Raw genomic sequence first — 16466 nt, 5'->3', positions numbered from 1 at the left:
GTGATCGAGGGGAGAAGGTTACTTGCGCTGAACAACAATAACAAAGCTGGTGGAACCAGCAAAACGAGGTACCAATAATGATTATTCACAATGGTCCTGTTAAGGGGATAAACCCTTATATCGTCTCCATATCCCTTGCCGTGACGGCGGTATTCGCTCTCTATACGTTGATCTGGCCGGAGCCGTCGGCTGCGATCATCAATCAGACCCGCACCTTTATTACCCTGTCGATGAACGCCTGGTACGTGATACTGGCCGGATTCTTTCTGGCGTTCTGCGCCTGGTTGGTGTTCAGTCGCCATGGCGATATCCGCTTGGGCGACGATCACGAACGACCGGAGTTCGGATACTTCGCCTGGTTTGCCATGCTGTACGCGGCGGGCCAGGGAATCGGCATCATCTTCTGGTCGATCGCCGAACCCATGTTCCACTTCTCGGGGGGCACTCCCTTTAATGAAGCGGTTGGCAATGAAGTCGCCGCGGAAGTGGCGATGAAGGTTTCGTTTTTTCACTGGGGGCTGAACGCCTGGGCCATTTATTGTGTGGTCGGTATCTCGCTCGCGTTTGTCGCCTACCGGCTGAAGAAACCGTTGAGTATCCGTTACACCCTGTATCCGTTGCTGGGGGAAAAAGTGAACGGGTGGATGGGGGTTGCGGTGGACGTGATTGCGGTGTTTGCGACCCTGTTCGGCATTGCCACTTCCCTCGGGCTGGGGGTTCAGCAGATCAATGCCGGTCTGAACGCCATCTGGGACATTCCCCAGAACCTCAAGGTTCAATTGGTGCTCATCGTAGTCATCAGCGCCTGTGCCCTGATCTCCGTGCTGACCGGCCTGAAGCGGGGCATCAAGTATCTGTCGATCACCAACATGTGGCTGACAATCGCCTTGCTGGCGTTTTTCCTGTTGTTGGGGCCCACGGTCTATATCGTCAAATTGCTGGTCAGCGCATCCATGGACTATATGGTCAATCTGGTACCGATGAATGCCTTTATCGAGCCCACCCAGTCCTGGGGTGACACCGATGCCTCCTGGATGAATGCCTGGCAGGGTTGGTGGACCGTGTTCTACTGGGGGTGGTGGATGTCCTGGGCTCCCTTTGTCGGCGTCTTCATCGCGCGGGTATCCCGCGGCCGTACGATCCGTGAGTTTGTACTCGGGGTGGTCGGTGTGTCATCGCTGCTGTCCTTTGTGTGGCTGGCAGCTTATGGTGGGACCGCGCTTGATATCGATCTGACCGGCGCCGGTGGCATTGCCGATGTCGTCAAGGCCAATGTGGCCGACGCCCTCTATGCCACCATTGCCGGCATGGATGTGGGGACCCTCGGTTATCTGGCCACCATCGCCGGAACCCTGTTGGTGTGCACATATTTCATCACCTCGTCGGATTCAGGCACGCTGGTGCTGACCACCATCATGAGCGAAGGTAACCCGAATCCACTGCATCGTCATCGGGTCTTTTGGGGGGTGATTCAGGGTGTGCTGGCCGCCGTGCTTCTGGTCGCGGGGGGGAATGCCGCGCTCAGCACCCTGCAGACAGCGTCGATTACGGCGGCATTGCCTTTCTCGCTGCTGATGGTGCTGATGTGCTTCGCCCTCATCAAGGGTGTGAAAGCGGAAACCAGACTGATGACGGCGTCAGTTTCATTGAAAGGACAGGAGGTTTAACCATGGCCAAACTGGCAGATCTAGACTGGCTGACGTACGAAAGTCGGGTGGGCGAGGGAGACGCGGTGATTCTCCTGCCGATCGGTGCCATCGAGCAGCACGGCCCCCATATGTCCATGAATCCGGATGTGCTGATTCCGGAAGCCATTTCGGTGGGCGTGGCACGGCTGTTGGCCAATGCCCTGGTGGCGCATCCGATCGCGTACGGTTACAAGTCGCAGGTAAAGTCCGGCGGCGGGAATTTCTTCCCGGGGACAACCTGCATCAACGGCAAGACGCTGATCGATACCATCAAGGATGTCGTGGTGGCCTATGCCCGCCACGGCAACCGCAAATTTGTGCTGGTGAATGGTCACTACGAAAACTCCATGTTCATCGTCGAAGGCATCGACCTGGCACTGGAGCACCTGCGTCATGAAGGTATTGAGGCGCAGGTGGTGGTGTTGTCCTATTGGGATTTTGTCACCCAGGACACCATCGAAACGGTGTTTCCCGACGGCTTTACCGGGTGGGATGTGGAGCACGGGGGCGTATTGGAGACGTCCCTGATGCTGCACTTGCATCCTGAACTGGTCAATATGGACAAGGTGATGGACCACGCGCCAGCCACCTTTCCGCCCTATGACGTATTCCCGTCGGATCCATCCTGGGTGCCCGCGAGCGGCACCCTGTCATCGGCGCGCAACGCCACCGCAGAGTTTGGCGAGTTGCTCATGGCAGTTTGCGTCGAGGGAATCGCCGCGGCCGTCCGTGAGCATTTCAGCGCGCCCCGTTAGCCGGAGAGGGAGTGCGTCGGGTGGGGGCACTGTCGGTACTCTGCTTCGTGTACGGAATCAGCCTGTTCTACCGGGGGATGATTTCGGTCATTGCCCCCGAACTGGCGGCTGATCTGGCCTTGGGCGAAAGCGGCCTGGGGCTGTTGTCGTCCACTTTCTTCATCAGTTTTGCCATTGCGCAAGTGCCCTGTGGTCTGGCTCTGGACCGTCTGGGGGCACGACTGACCATCGGTCTGTTTATGGGGTTCGCCACCCTCGGTACCGCAATCTTCTGGATGGCGGAAGGCTATGCCACCGCGTTTGTGGCCCAGGTGCTGATCGGCATCGGGTGTGCGCCGGTCTTCACCGGCGCAATGCTGTATATCGGTCGTCGGTACCACCCGGAACAGTTCGCCTATGTAACCGCCATGGTGATTGCCCTCGGCAGCGTGGGGGATTTATTGGGTACAACCCCGCTGGCGCTGCTGGCCCAATGGTTGGGCTGGCGGAATGCGCTGCTGGTGCCGCTGGCCCTGACGTTGCTGGCCGCATGCGGCTGTCTGCGGTGGCTGCCGAAAGATCACCTGAGCGCTGACAAACAGCCGTTAGCCCACATGCTGGGAGGCATGGCGCGGGTTGTCACCGTGCGCGGGCTGTGGCCCATCATGCCTATGTTTCTGGCCAGTTACGCGGTGCTTATGGCCATTCGCGGACTCTGGAGTGGTCCCTATCTGGCGGAGGTCTTCGCCCTCAATACCGCCGACCGGGGCACCATTGTGCTGGCGATGTCGGTGGCTATGGCTCTGGGCACCTTCCTGCTCGGATATCTGAACAAACGGTTCCGCAGAACCAAAGAGCTGGTGGTTGTCAGTGCGCTTCTGACTGTGGTGCCACTGCTGCTGCTCACCGCCCATCCGGGGGCGGGTCCCCGCTTTGCGATGGGCGCCTTCGTAGCCGTAGGGCTGTTTGGATTCAATTACCCGTTGTTGATGTCGCACTGCCGGAGCTTTTTGGCACCCGCCTATCAGGGACGGGGTATGGCCGTGTTGACGGCGTTGAGCTTTATCGGTGTGGCCCTGGTGCAGAGCGTCAGTGGCTGGCTGATCGAGCGCGTGGCCGCCATGGGGCTGGCGCCTGAGGAGCAGTACCGGTTGTTGTTCCTGCTGCTGGCGGCGATCCTGGCGGTGGCGACGCTGGCCTACGGGTTCAGCCGGTCCGAGGGGAGCGCAGACCAGCCGGCACCTGGTGGCCGGATGGTTCAGGTGGCCGGGGGCAGGTGATCGAAGCGCAGGGCCGCCCCCCGGGTGCGTTGCAGGCCGCGTCGCAGGTATTCCAGCAGCCGGGCCGCCGCCGGGGGCAGGGTGGCATGGTCGTAATGAAAACCGATGGTCACCTTGCCCAGTGCGGGCAGCCGTTGGTGAAGGTCGTTGCTGGTCAGGGCCGCAGGGGCGGTGTTCAGGGCCAGGGCACTCAGCCCCAGACCGGCATCAATCGCCGCCTGAATGCCCAGCAGACTGGAGGTGGAGTAGAGCACCCGCCAGGGAATATTGGCCTTGTTCAGGGCGTTGGTAATGTGTTGGCGATAGATGCACCCTTTCGGATACAGCACGAGGGGCACCGGTTGATCCGATTGTGGCGTGAACCCCGGTCCGCTGATCCAGGTCAGTGGTTCGGCGATAAAATCATCCTCACGGAAGCTGTGGTCGGGGTACTCATCCATCAGCATCACCAGGTCGTAGGCGCCGGCCTTGAAGTCCTGGCGCAGATTGACGCTGAGATCGGTCTGCACGTCCAGGGTCACATCCGGGTAAGTCTGCGAGAACTTCGAGAGGGTCGTCGGCAGAAAAGACACTTCAAAGTCATTGGGCAGCCCCAGTCTCACCGAGCCGCTGACCGCCGGCACCGCCAGTCGGGTAACCGCCGTATCGTTGAGGTCGAGAATCTGCCGGGCGTAGTTGTAAAACATCTGCCCTTCTTCGGTCATTTTCATGCCCCCCGAACGGATCAGTAACTGAACGTTCACCAGCTCTTCCAGCCGCTTGATCTGCAAGCTGATGGCCGGTTGCGAGCGTCCCAGCATTTCCCCGGCCTGGGTGAATCCCCCCAGGTCCTTGATGGCCACAAAGGTGCGTAGCAGATCCATTGGCAGGTTTTTCATGACAACTCCGGCTGTTGGTGCGTGCAATTAAGCGTAGGTCATAAGTTGAGCAAATCAAGAATGAACATCCATATCCGATGCAAATGTAGAGGGGCTTCCGGGGTGGGGCCGGGGGGTGTCGTAAACCCGCTGCTAAAGAGTCGCGGGCAGACAGCCTGGATGCGCTGCCCTTGGGTTAAATAGAACGTGGGCAAGCGCGGGGTTGCACCCGCGAGCAAAATTCACGGGCCGGTCGTGCGGATGCGTCGTTGCCGCCGGCCTGCAGGTAGCCGTGGCAGCGGCGATGGGGGTAGGTATGAAGGATTATGACTATCGGGTGCGACTGGTCGGACGGGGTGACCGGTTCGATTATGCAGTCAAGCTAGCGGGTGATGGGCAGAAATACGACAACGCCGTGTTGGCGGTGTCCCAGGACGGCGTGGTGGCCGACTACGCCGTGAAGGTGGTGGAGGACGGCGAACCCTTTGATCTGATCGTGAAGGTGGTCCGCTGGCAAGACTGTTAATTGCCCGGGTATAGGCCCCTGTTGGGGCCAGGCTCGTTGGTCAGTATGCAGGGAGACTGTGTTGATCAAAGTTATAAAACAAACCCTTAACCATGTGCCGTAACCGAGGTCCTTATGGCATTAGTCACGCAAATGACATCATAACACTTATTGATTTCTTTTATGTTTAGGCGAGGGTTAAGATCGATTGGGCTGATCAGAGACTGCCGGCTTGCCACAGGCGCACAAAGCTTCACGCACTCTGAGACCTTCCCCATAGGGGTGAGCTGAGAACAACCTCATACAAATATAACAAGTTAGAGGAACACACCATGCAAATGCCAAAAACACTGCTTATACCTAATGGCGAAAAAGTTCAGGGGACGTTTTCGCGCGAAGAACTGAACGCACGGCTGGCAAAATTGCGCCGCCACATGGCCGAAAACGATGTACAGGCCGTTCTGTTCACCTCCTACCACAACATCAACTACTACAGCGACTTTGTGTACTGCCGCTTCGGTCGTGACTACGGTCTGGTCGTGACTCAGGAAGATTACACCACGGTGACCGCCAACATTGACGGGGGGCAGCCCTACCGTCGCAACCAGTTGGGGGACAATGTGGTGTACACCGACTGGCAGAAAGACAACTTCTTCTACGCGGTCAAGCAGCTGATCAGGGATGAAGGCAAGGTCGGGGTCGAGTTCGACCACATGTCGTTGCAGAATCTGGACAAGATGAAAACCATCCTGCCGTCCGTCCAGTTTGTCGATATCGCGGAGCCGACCATGAAGATGCGCATGGTCAAGTCCGCCGAAGAGATCGAGGTGATCAAGCACGGTGCGGCCGTCGCCGACATCGGCGGGGCAGCGATTCGTGACGCCATTGCGGTCGGGGTACCCGAGTATGAAGTGGCGCTGGCGGGCACCCAGGCGATGGTGCGCGAGATTGCAGCCCGCTTCCCCCACGGTGAGCTGATGGACACCTGGGTCTGGTTCCAGTCGGGCATCAATACCGACGGGGCCCACAACCCGGTCACCTCGCGCAGGATTGAAGCGGGCGACATTCTGAGTATGAACACCTTCCCGATGATCGCCGGTTACTACACCGCGCTGGAGCGCACCCTGTTCAGCGAGCACGCCTCGGACCGTCATCTGGAACTGTGGGAAATCAACTGCAAAGTGCACCGCCGCGGGCTGGAGCTGATCCGTCCGGGGGCTCGCTGCTGCGATATCGCCGCCGAACTCAACGAAATTTTCCTGCAGCACGATGTGTTGCAATACCGTACCTTCGGTTACGGGCACTCGTTTGGCACCCTCAGCCATTACTATGGCCGCGAAGCCGGCCTCGAATTGCGCGAAGACATAGATACCGTGCTGGAACCCGGCATGGTGGTGTCCATGGAACCGATGTTGATGTTGCCTGAAGGCAAGGCGGGGGCCGGCGGCTACCGCGAACACGACATCCTGGTGGTGGGTGAGGACGGTGCCGAAAACATCACCAAATACCCCTTCGGTCCGGAGCATAACATCATCAAGGGTTAAGTCTTTCCAGGCTCATTAGACACTTCAAATGAGGTGGTGCGTTACCCCGACTGAATTTCCGGTTCACCGGAGCCCTCAGTCCGGGCGCTGGCGCACCGCCGCTATAACAACAAGATGAAGGAAAAAGAGCATGAACTCCTGGGTATTAGACGCGTTTGTGCTGCTTAACGCAGCAATGTTCCTGGTGGCCTTCGGTCGCTATTGGATGTGTTCCTGCAAAGACGATTCCGGCGAGCGGAGGTAAAGGCATGGACTTTTACGAACTGCTCAACTGGGGGCTGATGATCGCCGCCTTTGCGGTAATGATTGCCATAGGCGCCAAGGCGTCACGTAAGGTCAGCGACAGCAACGAGGGCGGGTTCTTGCTCGCTGGACGTACCCTCGGGCCATTTGTGGGGGCCAGTACCATCGTCGCCACCGGCTTCAGCGGCTGGGGGTTTATGGGTTCCCCCGGGGTGACCTACGAATACGGCGCCATCGAGGTGCTCGGTAACTTCTTTTTTGCCCCGGCGATGATGGTGGCGGTGCTGTTTTTTGCCAGCTTCATGCAAAAACGCGCGCTCAAAATGGGCAGCAACACCATTCCCGAATACATCAGCCAGATTCATGGCGGCGGTCGCGGGGGACGCCTGCTGCAGGGGGTTGCCGCAGTCATTACCATTGTCCTGCTGATGGTGTTTCTGGTCAGTCAGATCAAGGCGGTGGGCCTGCTCGGTGCCTCCTGGCTCGACATCGAGATGACCACCAGCGCGTGGCTGATGATTTCGGTCATCATTATTTACACCATGTGGGGCGGGCTCGCGGCGGTGGCCTGGACCGACACCGTCATGGTGTGCGGCATGGCACTGGCGGCGGTGGTGATCATGGTGCAGATGTTCACCAGCGTCGATCTGACCGACTGGGTCGCCCGGTTGAACGCCATCGATACCAACCTGCTCAATCCGGACACCGCCGCACCTTACGGCGCCAGCAAAAGCTCCGTTTACCTGGTATTTCCCTACGCGTTCCTGTTCGCCGCCGTGTTGCCCTATATGTCGGTGCGCTTTCTTGCCTTCCGGCCAGACGTGAAAATGCACACGGTCGGGGTGTATGTGGCGATCCTCGGCGGACTGCTCAGCCTGATCCCCATTGTGGGGCTCTACATGCGCGCCTTCGGGCCTGAGCTGGATCTGGCCGACAACGCGATGCCGATGTATCTGGAGACCTTTTTGCACCCGGCCCTGCAAGGCCTGATCACCCTGTTCATCATCTTTGCGATGAAATCAACCGCGAACTCGATGCTGCACACGGTCGCGTCGGCCACTTCCCACGATTTGCGGCTGGCGTTGAACAAGGACGCGCAACACGACTCGCCGGGCGCCTTGCGGATCAACCGCACGGCGGTGGTCGCGCTGGGATTGCTGGGGTTGCTCATGATGATGTACGCACCGCCATTCATGCTCTCCTGGCTGGGGATACTCGGTTCCGGCACGCTGCTGGCGGCCATGATTGGTCCGGTGTTCATCTCCACATTCTGGCAGGGCAATGTTGCCGGCGCACTGGCCGCCATGCTGGTGGGGTTCTGCACCAGTGGCGGGCTGATGATGTTCAGCGATCTTGGCTGGGTTGAAGGGCCCCTGATCGGAGCATTGGCCTCCTCCGTCAGTTATGTGGGGGTGTCTTTGCTGACCGGTCGCCCGACGCCCGCTTACAGGAGCAGCGCCATTTAGCAGTTAACCGGTGGAGGGCGGCTGCCCTGCACCGGACTACCGGAATTCGTGCGTGCCGCACGAATGTAAGAGTGGGTTTGCCGCCGATCTAAGCGCGGAACACTGCGCCCGGACCGGCGGCGTTTTTATAACTGACGAGCATGAACCATCGCGAACGTCACTGACAACAGGAAAACAATAATGACAATTTTCTTTCGTGCCGCGGAACTCTCCAACGATGAACTCACCGAAAAACCGCTCGAGCAACCAACCGCGCAGTCGCTGAGCGGAGAAATCACCACCCGCAGCCACGTGTTTTTCAAGGGCGAAGAACAGCCAATCACCGCCGGGACCTGGGAGTGCGAGCCGGGTCGTTCCCGTTGGGAGTTCATGACCCGGGGCGAGGTTATCCATGTGCTGTCCGGGCGCATGACCGTCGAGCAGGATGGGGGTGAAACCCTGGAGCTGACCGCCGGTTCCAGCGCGGTCTTCCCCGTTGGCTGGTGTGGCTTCTGGACCGTGCATGAAACCTTGCGCAAAGTGTTCGTCATCTACGGTGCCTGACCCCTTAGCCTGTTAATCCATGCAGCTCCCCGCCGGACTGTCGCAAATACACAGCTGAAGGTAGCGGACAGACAACCCCGGCCAGAGGCCATCCGATAGGATGAAGTGAATGCAAGGCCCGGGCCTTATCGAACCCCGGGGAGCTGATCACCTGGAACCCTCGGGTACCCGTCAGGAGAACAACAATAATGTTTAATAAAAGCGACACCATTCAGAATTTCGACCCTGCCTTGTGGGAGGCCATTCAACACGAAGCGGTGCGTCAGGAAGAGCATATCGAACTGATCGCTTCCGAGAACTACACCAGCCCACTGGTCATGGAGGCTCAGGGAACCCTGCTCACCAACAAGTATGCCGAAGGCTATCCGGGAAAACGTTATTACGGTGGCTGCGAGCATGTGGACGTGGTGGAGCAAATGGCCATCGACCGGGCGAAGGAGTTGTTCGGTGCCGATTACGTTAACGTGCAACCCCACTCCGGCTCTCAGGCCAACGCCGCCGTTTATCTGGCGTTGTGCGAACCGGGCGATACCGTACTGGGGATGAGTCTGGCCCACGGCGGCCATCTGACGCACGGTTCCCACGTGAATTTTTCCGGCAAAATCTACAACGCTGTGCAGTACGGCCTGAACGAAGCCGGTAGCGAAATCGATTACGGTCAGGTCGAGGCGCTGGCGCTCGAGCACAAGCCGAAGATGATCGTAGCCGGCTTTTCCGCCTACTCGCAGATCGTCGATTGGGCACGCTTTCGCCGTATTGCCGACCAGGTAGGTGCCTACCTCTTTGTGGACATGGCGCATGTGGCCGGTCTGGTGGCGGCCGGGCACTATCCGAATCCGTTGCCGCACGCCCACGTGGTCACCACCACCACCCACAAGACCCTGCGCGGCCCGCGCGGCGGCTTGATTCTTGCGAAGTCCAACCCCGAAATGGAAAAGAAACTGAATTCGGCGGTGTTTCCCGGCGGGCAGGGCGGTCCGCTGATGCATGTGATTGCCGCAAAAGCGGTTGCCTTCAAAGAGGCACTGGATCCGGCTTTCCGGGAGTACCAGGGGCAAGTGGTGAAAAACGCGCAGGCAATGGCCGAAGTGTTCATAGAGCGCGGTTACGATGTGGTATCCGGCGGCACCAAAAATCACCTGTTTCTGCTGAGTCTGATCAAGCAAGGGCTGACCGGCAAAGACGCCGATGCGGCTCTGGGGCGGGCCTCCATTACGGTCAACAAGAACGCGGTGCCCCACGACCCCCAATCGCCGTTTGTGACCTCGGGCCTGCGCATCGGTTCGCCGGTGATCACCACCCGGGGGATGAAAGAGGCCGAATGCCGGGCGTTGAGCGGCTGGATCGCCGACATTCTGGATGCCATGCAGGCGGGGGATGCGGAAGGCACGATCGCCGAGGTCAAGGACAAGGTGCGTCTGCTCTGCGTTGACTTTCCAGTGTACCGTTAACAGCGGTCCGGGCTCCTTTCAATAACAAAAAAAGGCCGCGCGCGGTGCCAATACCCGCGCGGTCAGTCAGGAGGTGTCGACATGGCAATCAGCTTGTTCGATATGCTGAAGATCGGGATCGGGCCGTCCAGTTCCCACACGGTCGGGCCCATGAAAGCCGCCCACATTTTTGCTACCACTCTCGCGCACGACGGTTTGCTGCCGCGGGTGGCGCGGGTCGAAACGCAACTCTACGGTTCCCTGGGGGCCACCGGTAAGGGGCATGGTTCCGGGCCCGCGGTCTTGCTGGGACTGGAAGGCCATCTGCCAGAGGAGATCGATCCGACCGTTCTGCCGCCCCGCTTCAAGGACATTGTCAGCAATCGGCAGTTGTTGCTGGCCGGGCAGCACGGGATCGAGTTCGACGAACGCCGGGACCTGATATACCACCGCAAGGAGTCGCTGCCGTATCACGCCAATGGCATGAGTTTCACCGCGTACGATTCGTTTGGTGAAGTGGTGTGCCAGCGCGTGTACTACTCGGTGGGGGGGGGCTTTGTGGTGGATGAAGCGGCGGCCGGGGCCGACCGGATTGTGGAGGACACCACCGAGCTGCCCTATCCCTTTCGCAGTGGCGATGAGCTACTTGCGATCTGCCGGGAATCCGGGCTGTCGATTGCCGACGTCATGTTGGCCAACGAGTGTGTCTGGCGCAGTGAAGAGGCGGTTCGTGAAGGCATTCTGACCCTGTGGGACGCGATGAAAGACTGTGTGCGCAACGGCACCCGGAATGAAGGGATCCTGCCGGGCGGGCTCAAGGTCAAACGCCGTGCGCCGGCCCTGTACCGCGACCTCCAGAACCGCACCCGGATGGACATGATCACCCCGTCCCTGGGAGCCATGGACTGGGTCAACCTCTACGCACTGGCGGTAAATGAGGAGAATGCGGCCGGTGGGCGCATCGTCACCGCACCCACCAATGGTGCCGCCGGCATCATCCCGGCGGTACTGCACTATTACATCCATTTTTGCCCCAACTCCAACGAAGAGGGGGTCATCCGGTTCCTGCTCACCGCAGCGGCGATCGGCATCCTGTTCAAGAAGAACGCGTCCATCTCCGGCGCCGAAGTGGGCTGTCAGGGGGAGGTGGGGTCCGCCTGCGCCATGGCGGCGGCGGGGCTGGCCGCAGTGACCGGTGGCACCCCCGATCAGGTCGGCAACGCCGCGGAGATTGGCATGGAACACAATCTCGGGCTGACCTGCGACCCCATTGGCGGCCTGGTGCAGATACCCTGCATCGAACGCAACGCCATGGCCTCGGTTAAAGCGATCAACGCCGCCACGCTGGCACTGCGCGGCAACGGCCAGCACTACGTATCACTGGATAAAGTGATTGCCACCATGCGGGAAACCGGCCGCGACATGTTGGACAAATACAAAGAAACATCACGGGGTGGGCTGGCGGTCAACATCATCGAATGTTGACCGGCCCTGCCGGAGTCAGCGACCTGTCGCGGGCATGAACCAAAGAGGGTGAACCAATGGAGAAGTATTCAGGTTTCGGGCTGTTGAAACACGCCCTGAGTTATCACGAGAACTGGCAGCGGGCCTGGCGCAACCCCACGCCCAAGAAAAAATACGACGTGGTGATCGTCGGTGGGGGCGGACACGGTCTGGCAACCGCCTACTATCTGGCCAAAGAGCACCACATCACCAACATTGCAGTCGTCGAAAAAGGCTACCTGGGGGGCGGTAACACGGCCCGTAATACCACCATTGTGCGCTCCAACTACCTGTGGGATGAATCTTCCCACCTTTACGAGCATGCGATGAAACTGTGGGAAGGCCTGTCGCAAGACCTGAACTACAACGTCATGTTCTCCCAGCGCGGCGTGCTGAATCTGGGGCATACCCTGCAGGACATGCGGGATATACAGCGCCGTGTGAGCGCCAACCGCCTGAACGGAATTGACAGCGAAGTGCTGGACACCCAGCAGGTTGCCGACATCGTCCCCATCATGGATTGTTCGCCCAACACCCGGTATCCGGTATTGGGAGCCTCCTGGCAGCCTCGCGCCGGTGTGGCCCGCCATGACGCAGTGGCCTGGGGCTATGCCCGTGCCGCCGACCAATTGGGGGTCGACCTGATCCAGCAGTGCGAGGTGGTGGATATCCTCACTGAAGACGGTGCCGCCGTCGGTGTGGAGACCAGACAGCACGGTACCATCAAGGCCGATCGCATCGGCTGTGTAGTGGCAGGTAACTCCAGTGTGCTGGCGAAAATGGCAGGCTTCAATCTGCCCCTGGAGTCCCATCCGCTGCAGGCACTGGTGTCCGAGCCGATCAAACCGATCCTCGACACGGTGGTGATGTCCAACCACGTTCACGGGTACGTGTCCCAGTCGGACAAAGGGGATCTGGTTATCGGTGCAGGGATCGACGGGTACAACGGCTACGGCCAGCGGGGTTCCTACGGCACCATCGAGCACACCATCCAGGCCATAGTTGAGCTCTTTCCGATCTTCAGCCGGGTGCGCATGAACCGTCAATGGGGAGGCATTGTGGACACCTGTCCCGACGCTTGCCCGATCATTTCTGACACGCCGGTGGAGAATCTGTTCTTCAACTGCGGTTGGGGTACCGGTGGGTTCAAGGCCACCCCGGGGTCGGGCCATGTATTCGCCGCCACCCTGGCCAAGGGCGAAGCCCACGAGCTGGCCAGGCCATTTTCGATGTTCCGGTTCCACGACGGAGCGCTTATCGACGAACACGGCGCCGCAGGCGTGGCCCACTAACTGAAGGAGGAAGCCGATGTTTTCTATCTACTGTCCTTACTGTGAAGAGCATCGCGAAGAAGAAGAGTTTCACGCCAAAGGCCAGGCCCACATTGCCCGGCCCCGGGATCCCGAGAGCTGCAGCGACAAAGAGTGGGGCGAGTACCTTTATTTCCGGGACAACCCACGCGGTTTGCATCACGAACTGTGGGTCCATGCGGCCGGGTGTCGCAAGTTTTTCAATATCACCCGCGACACCCAGAACTACGAGATCAAAGAGACGTACAAAATCGAGGCCGAGCCCCGTATTACAGCAACTCAGGCTCAGTGAGGCGAACACAATGACACAAACCAATCGTCTCCCGTCCGGCGGACGACTCGATCGCAACCGGCCGGTAACGTTCAAGTATAACGGCACCACTTACAGTGGCTTCGAAGGGGATACTCTGGCGTCGGCGCTGCTGGCAAACGGGGTGGACGTCGTGGCCCGCAGCTTCAAATACAGCCGTCCCCGCGGCATTGTGGCGGCGGGCGCCGACGAACCCAACGCGGTGCTGCAACTGGGCGCGACTGAAGCCACCCAGGTGCCCAACGTGCGGGCAACCCAGCAGGAACTGTTTGACGGCCTTGTGGCCGCGTCGACGAACGGCTGGCCCAGCACCGACAACGATTTGATGAGCTACATTGGCAAGGTCGGCGGACGCATGATGCCACCGGGGTTTTATTACAAGACCTTCATGTACCCCCAGTCGCTGTGGGATACCTACGAGAAGTTTATCCGCAAGGCCGCCGGGATTGGCCGGTCACCGACCGAGAATGACCCGGACATTTACGACCACATGAACCATCACGCCGATGTGGTGGTGGTCGGTGGCGGACCGGCCGGCCTCTCCGCGGCCCTGGCGGCCGGCCGGGCGGGTGCCCAGGTGATTCTCGCCGACGAACAGGCCGAATTTGGCGGCATGCTGTTGCACAGCAACGAACTGATCAATGACGCGCCGGCTACCGAATGGGTGGCCGCGGTGGTTGCCGAGTTGCAAACCATGGACAACGTGATGCTGTTGCCGCGGTCGACGGTCAACGGCTACCACGATCACAATTTTGTGACCATCCATGAGCGCCGTACCGACCATCTGGCCGATCTGGCCCCCCGGGGGCAGGTGCGTCAGCGGATGCACCGGATCCGTGCCGGCTGGGTAGTACTGGCGACCGGCGCCATTGAGCGTCCGCTGGTATACGCCAACAACGACGTGCCCGGTTGCATGCTGGCCTCGGCCGTGTCGACCTACATCAAACGCTATGCGGTGGTCCCCGGCAACGAGCTGGTCCTGATGACCACCAACGATCAGGGCTACACCGCAGCGTTTGACTGGCAGGATGCCGGCCGCAAGGTGGTTGCGATCGTTGATACCCGCGCCGAGCCCACCGGTGCCTGCGTGGCTCAGGCGCAGCAGCGCGGGCTCAAGGTAATCAAGGGCTCAGCGGTAATCGAAGTCAAAGGCAGCAAACGGGTCTCCGGGGTGCTCGTCGCGTCTATCGACGCCGCCGGCGACCGGGTCACCGGCAACGTGCAGCAGTTGGCCTGCGACACGGTCGCCAGCGCCGGTGGCTGGAGTCCGGCGGTGCATCTGGCCTGTCATACCGGCAGCCGGCCCGAATGGCGGGAGGACATTCAGGCGTTCGTGCCCGGTAAAACCGTGCAACGGCAGCTTACGGCGGGCGCTGTCCACGGCAGCTACACCTTGCGCGCCTGTCTTGAAGAAGGTATCCAGCAAGGCATGTTGGCGGCCACCAACGCCGGTTTCGGAGAACAGATTGCCGGCCAGATCCCCGTGCCGACGGTGACCGAAACCGCTGCCGGCCCGGTCATGACCCTGTTCCATGTGCCGCACACCAAGCCCACCAGCCGCGCACCGAAACAGTTTGTCGATTATCAGACCGACGTGACCGCCGCCGGAATCGAGGTTGCCACCCGGGAAGGGTACGAGTCGATTGAGCACGTCAAACGCTATACCGCGATGGGCTTCGGTACTGATCAGGGCAAGCTGGGGAATATCAATGGCATGGCGATTGCGGCCAAGTCGTTGAACAAGACCATCCCGGAAACGGGTACCACGATTTTCCGGCCGAACTACACCCCGATCACCTTTGGAGCCATTGCGGGGCGTCATTGCAAAGAGCTGTACGACCCCAAACGCTATACCGCGATGCACCGCTGGCATCTGGCACAGGGCGCCAAATTTGAGGACGTCGGCCAGTGGAAACGGCCCTGGTACTTCCCGAAGCCGGGCGAGTCGATGCAGGACAGTTTGAACCGCGAATGCCAGGCAGTGCGCACCAGCGCCGGCATACTGGACGCCTCAACCCTGGGCAAGATCGATATACAGGGCAGGGACGCGCGCGAGTTTCTGGGGCGGGTGTACAGCAACGCCTGGGCCAAGCTGGCGGTGGGCAAATGCCGTTACGGCCTGATGTGTGGCGAAGACGGCATGGTTTTCGACGACGGGGTAACCGCCTGCCTGGCCGAAAACCACTTCATTATGACCACCACCACGGGGGGCGCGGCGGGGGTGCTGGAATGGCTGGAGCTGTATCACCAGACCGAATGGCCCGAACTGGAGGTTTACTTCAACACCGTGACCGATCAGTGGGCAACCATGACCATCTCCGGGCCGAACAGCCGCAAGTTGTTGGCGGAGCTGACCGATGATATCGACCTCAGCGGCGACAGCTTCAAGTTCATGGACTGGAAGGAGGGCACCGTCGCGGGGGTGCCGGCCCGGGTGTTCCGGATCTCCTTTACCGGCGAACTGTCCTTCGAAGTCAACGTCCAGGCCAACTACGGCATGTATGTCTGGGAACGAGTGTTTGAGGTGGGCGCCAAGTACAACCTGACGCCCTACGGCACTGAAACCATGCACATACTGAGAGCCGAAAAAGGGTTCATCATCGCCGGACAGGACACCGATGGCTCGGTCACCCCGATCGATCTGGGCATGAGCTGGTGTGTTGCCAACAACAAGCCGTTCAGCTACATCGGCAAACGGGGTATGGCCCGCGAGGATTGCCTCAAAGAGAATCGCAAGCAGCTGGTCGGTTTGAAAACCAGGGACCCTGAGGTGGTGATTCCCGAGGGTGCCCACGCCGTGGAGAACCCCAATCAGGCGGCTCCCGTCCCCATGCTGGGACACGTGACCTCCAGTTACTACAGCGCCTGTCTGGGGCACAGCATTGCGATGGGATTCATCCGCGGCGGTCACGATCGCATGGGCGAAACCGTGTACTACCCGCAGCCTGATGGCAGCGTTATTGAAGCCGAAATCTGCAGTCCGATCTTTCTGGACCCTAAAGGAGAGCGCCAAAATGTCTGAGCAAATGTTGGCAGAGCAACAAACATTAATC

Annotated in this window: 13 protein-coding genes; 12 read left to right on the top strand and 1 reads right to left on the bottom strand. The window is 59.9% G+C overall.

The window, feature by feature from the left end; genetic code table 11:
* Positions 1–77: 77 nt before the first annotated feature.
* The 3 genes from BG841_RS02540 to BG841_RS02530 are packed head-to-tail and all read left to right on the top strand — an operon-like array spanning position 78 to position 3702.
* Positions 78–1667 carry a BCCT family transporter gene (locus tag BG841_RS02540; RefSeq protein WP_070056219.1) on the top strand — a complete coding sequence of 530 codons (1590 nt, stop codon included), beginning with the start codon at positions 78–80 and terminating at the stop codon, positions 1665–1667.
* 2 nt (positions 1668–1669) lie between these two features.
* Positions 1670–2443 (top strand): creatininase, encoded by a 774-nt coding sequence (locus tag BG841_RS02535; RefSeq protein ID WP_070056218.1) that lies wholly within the window; start codon positions 1670–1672, stop codon positions 2441–2443.
* Between the two features lie 11 nt (positions 2444–2454).
* Entirely contained in the window at positions 2455–3702 is a 1248-nt protein-coding gene (locus BG841_RS02530; protein WP_070056217.1) for an MFS transporter, read from the top strand.
* Here BG841_RS02530 and BG841_RS02525 read toward each other — a convergent pair.
* Positions 3681–4580 (bottom strand): LysR substrate-binding domain-containing protein, encoded by a 900-nt coding sequence (locus BG841_RS02525; RefSeq protein ID WP_070056216.1) that lies wholly within the window; start codon positions 4578–4580, stop codon positions 3681–3683. The genes BG841_RS02530 and BG841_RS02525 overlap by 22 nt on opposite strands.
* A 295-nt stretch (positions 4581–4875) precedes the next feature.
* Here BG841_RS02525 and BG841_RS02520 point away from each other — a divergent pair, with 295 nt between their 5' ends.
* From BG841_RS02520 to BG841_RS02480, 9 genes are all read left to right on the top strand, one after another.
* On the top strand, positions 4876–5085 hold the full coding sequence (locus tag BG841_RS02520) for a hypothetical protein (RefSeq protein ID WP_070056215.1): 210 nt from the start codon (positions 4876–4878) through the stop codon (positions 5083–5085).
* A 311-nt stretch (positions 5086–5396) separates the two neighbouring features.
* Positions 5397–6608 carry a M24 family metallopeptidase gene (locus tag BG841_RS02515; RefSeq protein WP_070056214.1) on the top strand — a complete coding sequence of 404 codons (1212 nt, stop codon included), beginning with the start codon at positions 5397–5399 and terminating at the stop codon, positions 6606–6608.
* 248 nt (positions 6609–6856) lie between these two features.
* Entirely contained in the window at positions 6857–8317 is a 1461-nt protein-coding gene (locus BG841_RS02510) for a sodium:solute symporter family protein (RefSeq protein ID WP_070056213.1), read from the top strand.
* Between the two features lie 180 nt (positions 8318–8497).
* Complete coding sequence (locus BG841_RS02505; RefSeq protein ID WP_070056212.1) at positions 8498–8860, top strand: cupin domain-containing protein; 363 nt, start codon at positions 8498–8500, stop codon at positions 8858–8860.
* A 188-nt stretch (positions 8861–9048) separates the two neighbouring features.
* Complete coding sequence (gene glyA, locus BG841_RS02500; RefSeq protein ID WP_070056211.1) at positions 9049–10311, top strand: serine hydroxymethyltransferase; 1263 nt, start codon at positions 9049–9051, stop codon at positions 10309–10311.
* Positions 10312–10392: 81 nt separating this feature from the next.
* A complete protein-coding gene (locus BG841_RS02495) occupies positions 10393–11775 on the top strand; it encodes an L-serine ammonia-lyase (protein WP_070056210.1) in 1383 nt (460 codons plus the stop codon).
* 56 nt (positions 11776–11831) lie between these two features.
* A complete protein-coding gene (locus tag BG841_RS02490) occupies positions 11832–13085 on the top strand; it encodes a sarcosine oxidase subunit beta family protein (RefSeq protein WP_070056209.1) in 1254 nt (417 codons plus the stop codon).
* A 16-nt stretch (positions 13086–13101) separates the two neighbouring features.
* Positions 13102–13395 carry a sarcosine oxidase subunit delta family protein gene (locus BG841_RS02485; RefSeq protein WP_070056208.1) on the top strand — a complete coding sequence of 98 codons (294 nt, stop codon included), beginning with the start codon at positions 13102–13104 and terminating at the stop codon, positions 13393–13395.
* Between the two features lie 10 nt (positions 13396–13405).
* Positions 13406–16435: a sarcosine oxidase subunit alpha gene (locus BG841_RS02480; protein WP_070056207.1), complete on the top strand. Its 3030-nt coding sequence runs from the start codon at positions 13406–13408 to the stop codon at positions 16433–16435.
* Positions 16436–16466 lie beyond the last annotated feature (31 nt).

The organism is Marinobacter sp. X15-166B (assembly GCF_001752365.1).
Taxonomy (GTDB): domain Bacteria; phylum Pseudomonadota; class Gammaproteobacteria; order Pseudomonadales; family Oleiphilaceae; genus Marinobacter.
This window is presented reverse-complemented; position numbering and strand designations above follow the sequence as displayed.

Bases quoted from the DNA above. Each gene is read 5' to 3' on its own strand.
- BG841_RS02490 (WP_070056209.1), top strand. From the start codon at position 11,832: ATGGAGAAGTATTCAGGTTTCGGGCTGTTGAAACACGCCCTGAGTTAT.
- BG841_RS02525 (WP_070056216.1), bottom strand. From the start codon at position 4,580: ATGAAAAACCTGCCAATGGATCTGCTACGCACCTTTGTGGCCATCAAG.
- BG841_RS02520 (WP_070056215.1), top strand. From the start codon at position 4,876: ATGAAGGATTATGACTATCGGGTGCGACTGGTCGGACGGGGTGACCGG.
- BG841_RS02480 (WP_070056207.1), top strand. From the start codon at position 13,406: ATGACACAAACCAATCGTCTCCCGTCCGGCGGACGACTCGATCGCAAC.
- BG841_RS02540 (WP_070056219.1), top strand. From the start codon at position 78: ATGATTATTCACAATGGTCCTGTTAAGGGGATAAACCCTTATATCGTC.
- BG841_RS02495 (WP_070056210.1), top strand. From the start codon at position 10,393: ATGGCAATCAGCTTGTTCGATATGCTGAAGATCGGGATCGGGCCGTCC.
- glyA (WP_070056211.1), top strand. From the start codon at position 9,049: ATGTTTAATAAAAGCGACACCATTCAGAATTTCGACCCTGCCTTGTGG.
- BG841_RS02535 (WP_070056218.1), top strand. From the start codon at position 1,670: ATGGCCAAACTGGCAGATCTAGACTGGCTGACGTACGAAAGTCGGGTG.
- BG841_RS02485 (WP_070056208.1), top strand. From the start codon at position 13,102: ATGTTTTCTATCTACTGTCCTTACTGTGAAGAGCATCGCGAAGAAGAA.
- BG841_RS02510 (WP_070056213.1), top strand. From the start codon at position 6,857: ATGGACTTTTACGAACTGCTCAACTGGGGGCTGATGATCGCCGCCTTT.
- BG841_RS02505 (WP_070056212.1), top strand. From the start codon at position 8,498: ATGACAATTTTCTTTCGTGCCGCGGAACTCTCCAACGATGAACTCACC.
- BG841_RS02515 (WP_070056214.1), top strand. From the start codon at position 5,397: ATGCAAATGCCAAAAACACTGCTTATACCTAATGGCGAAAAAGTTCAG.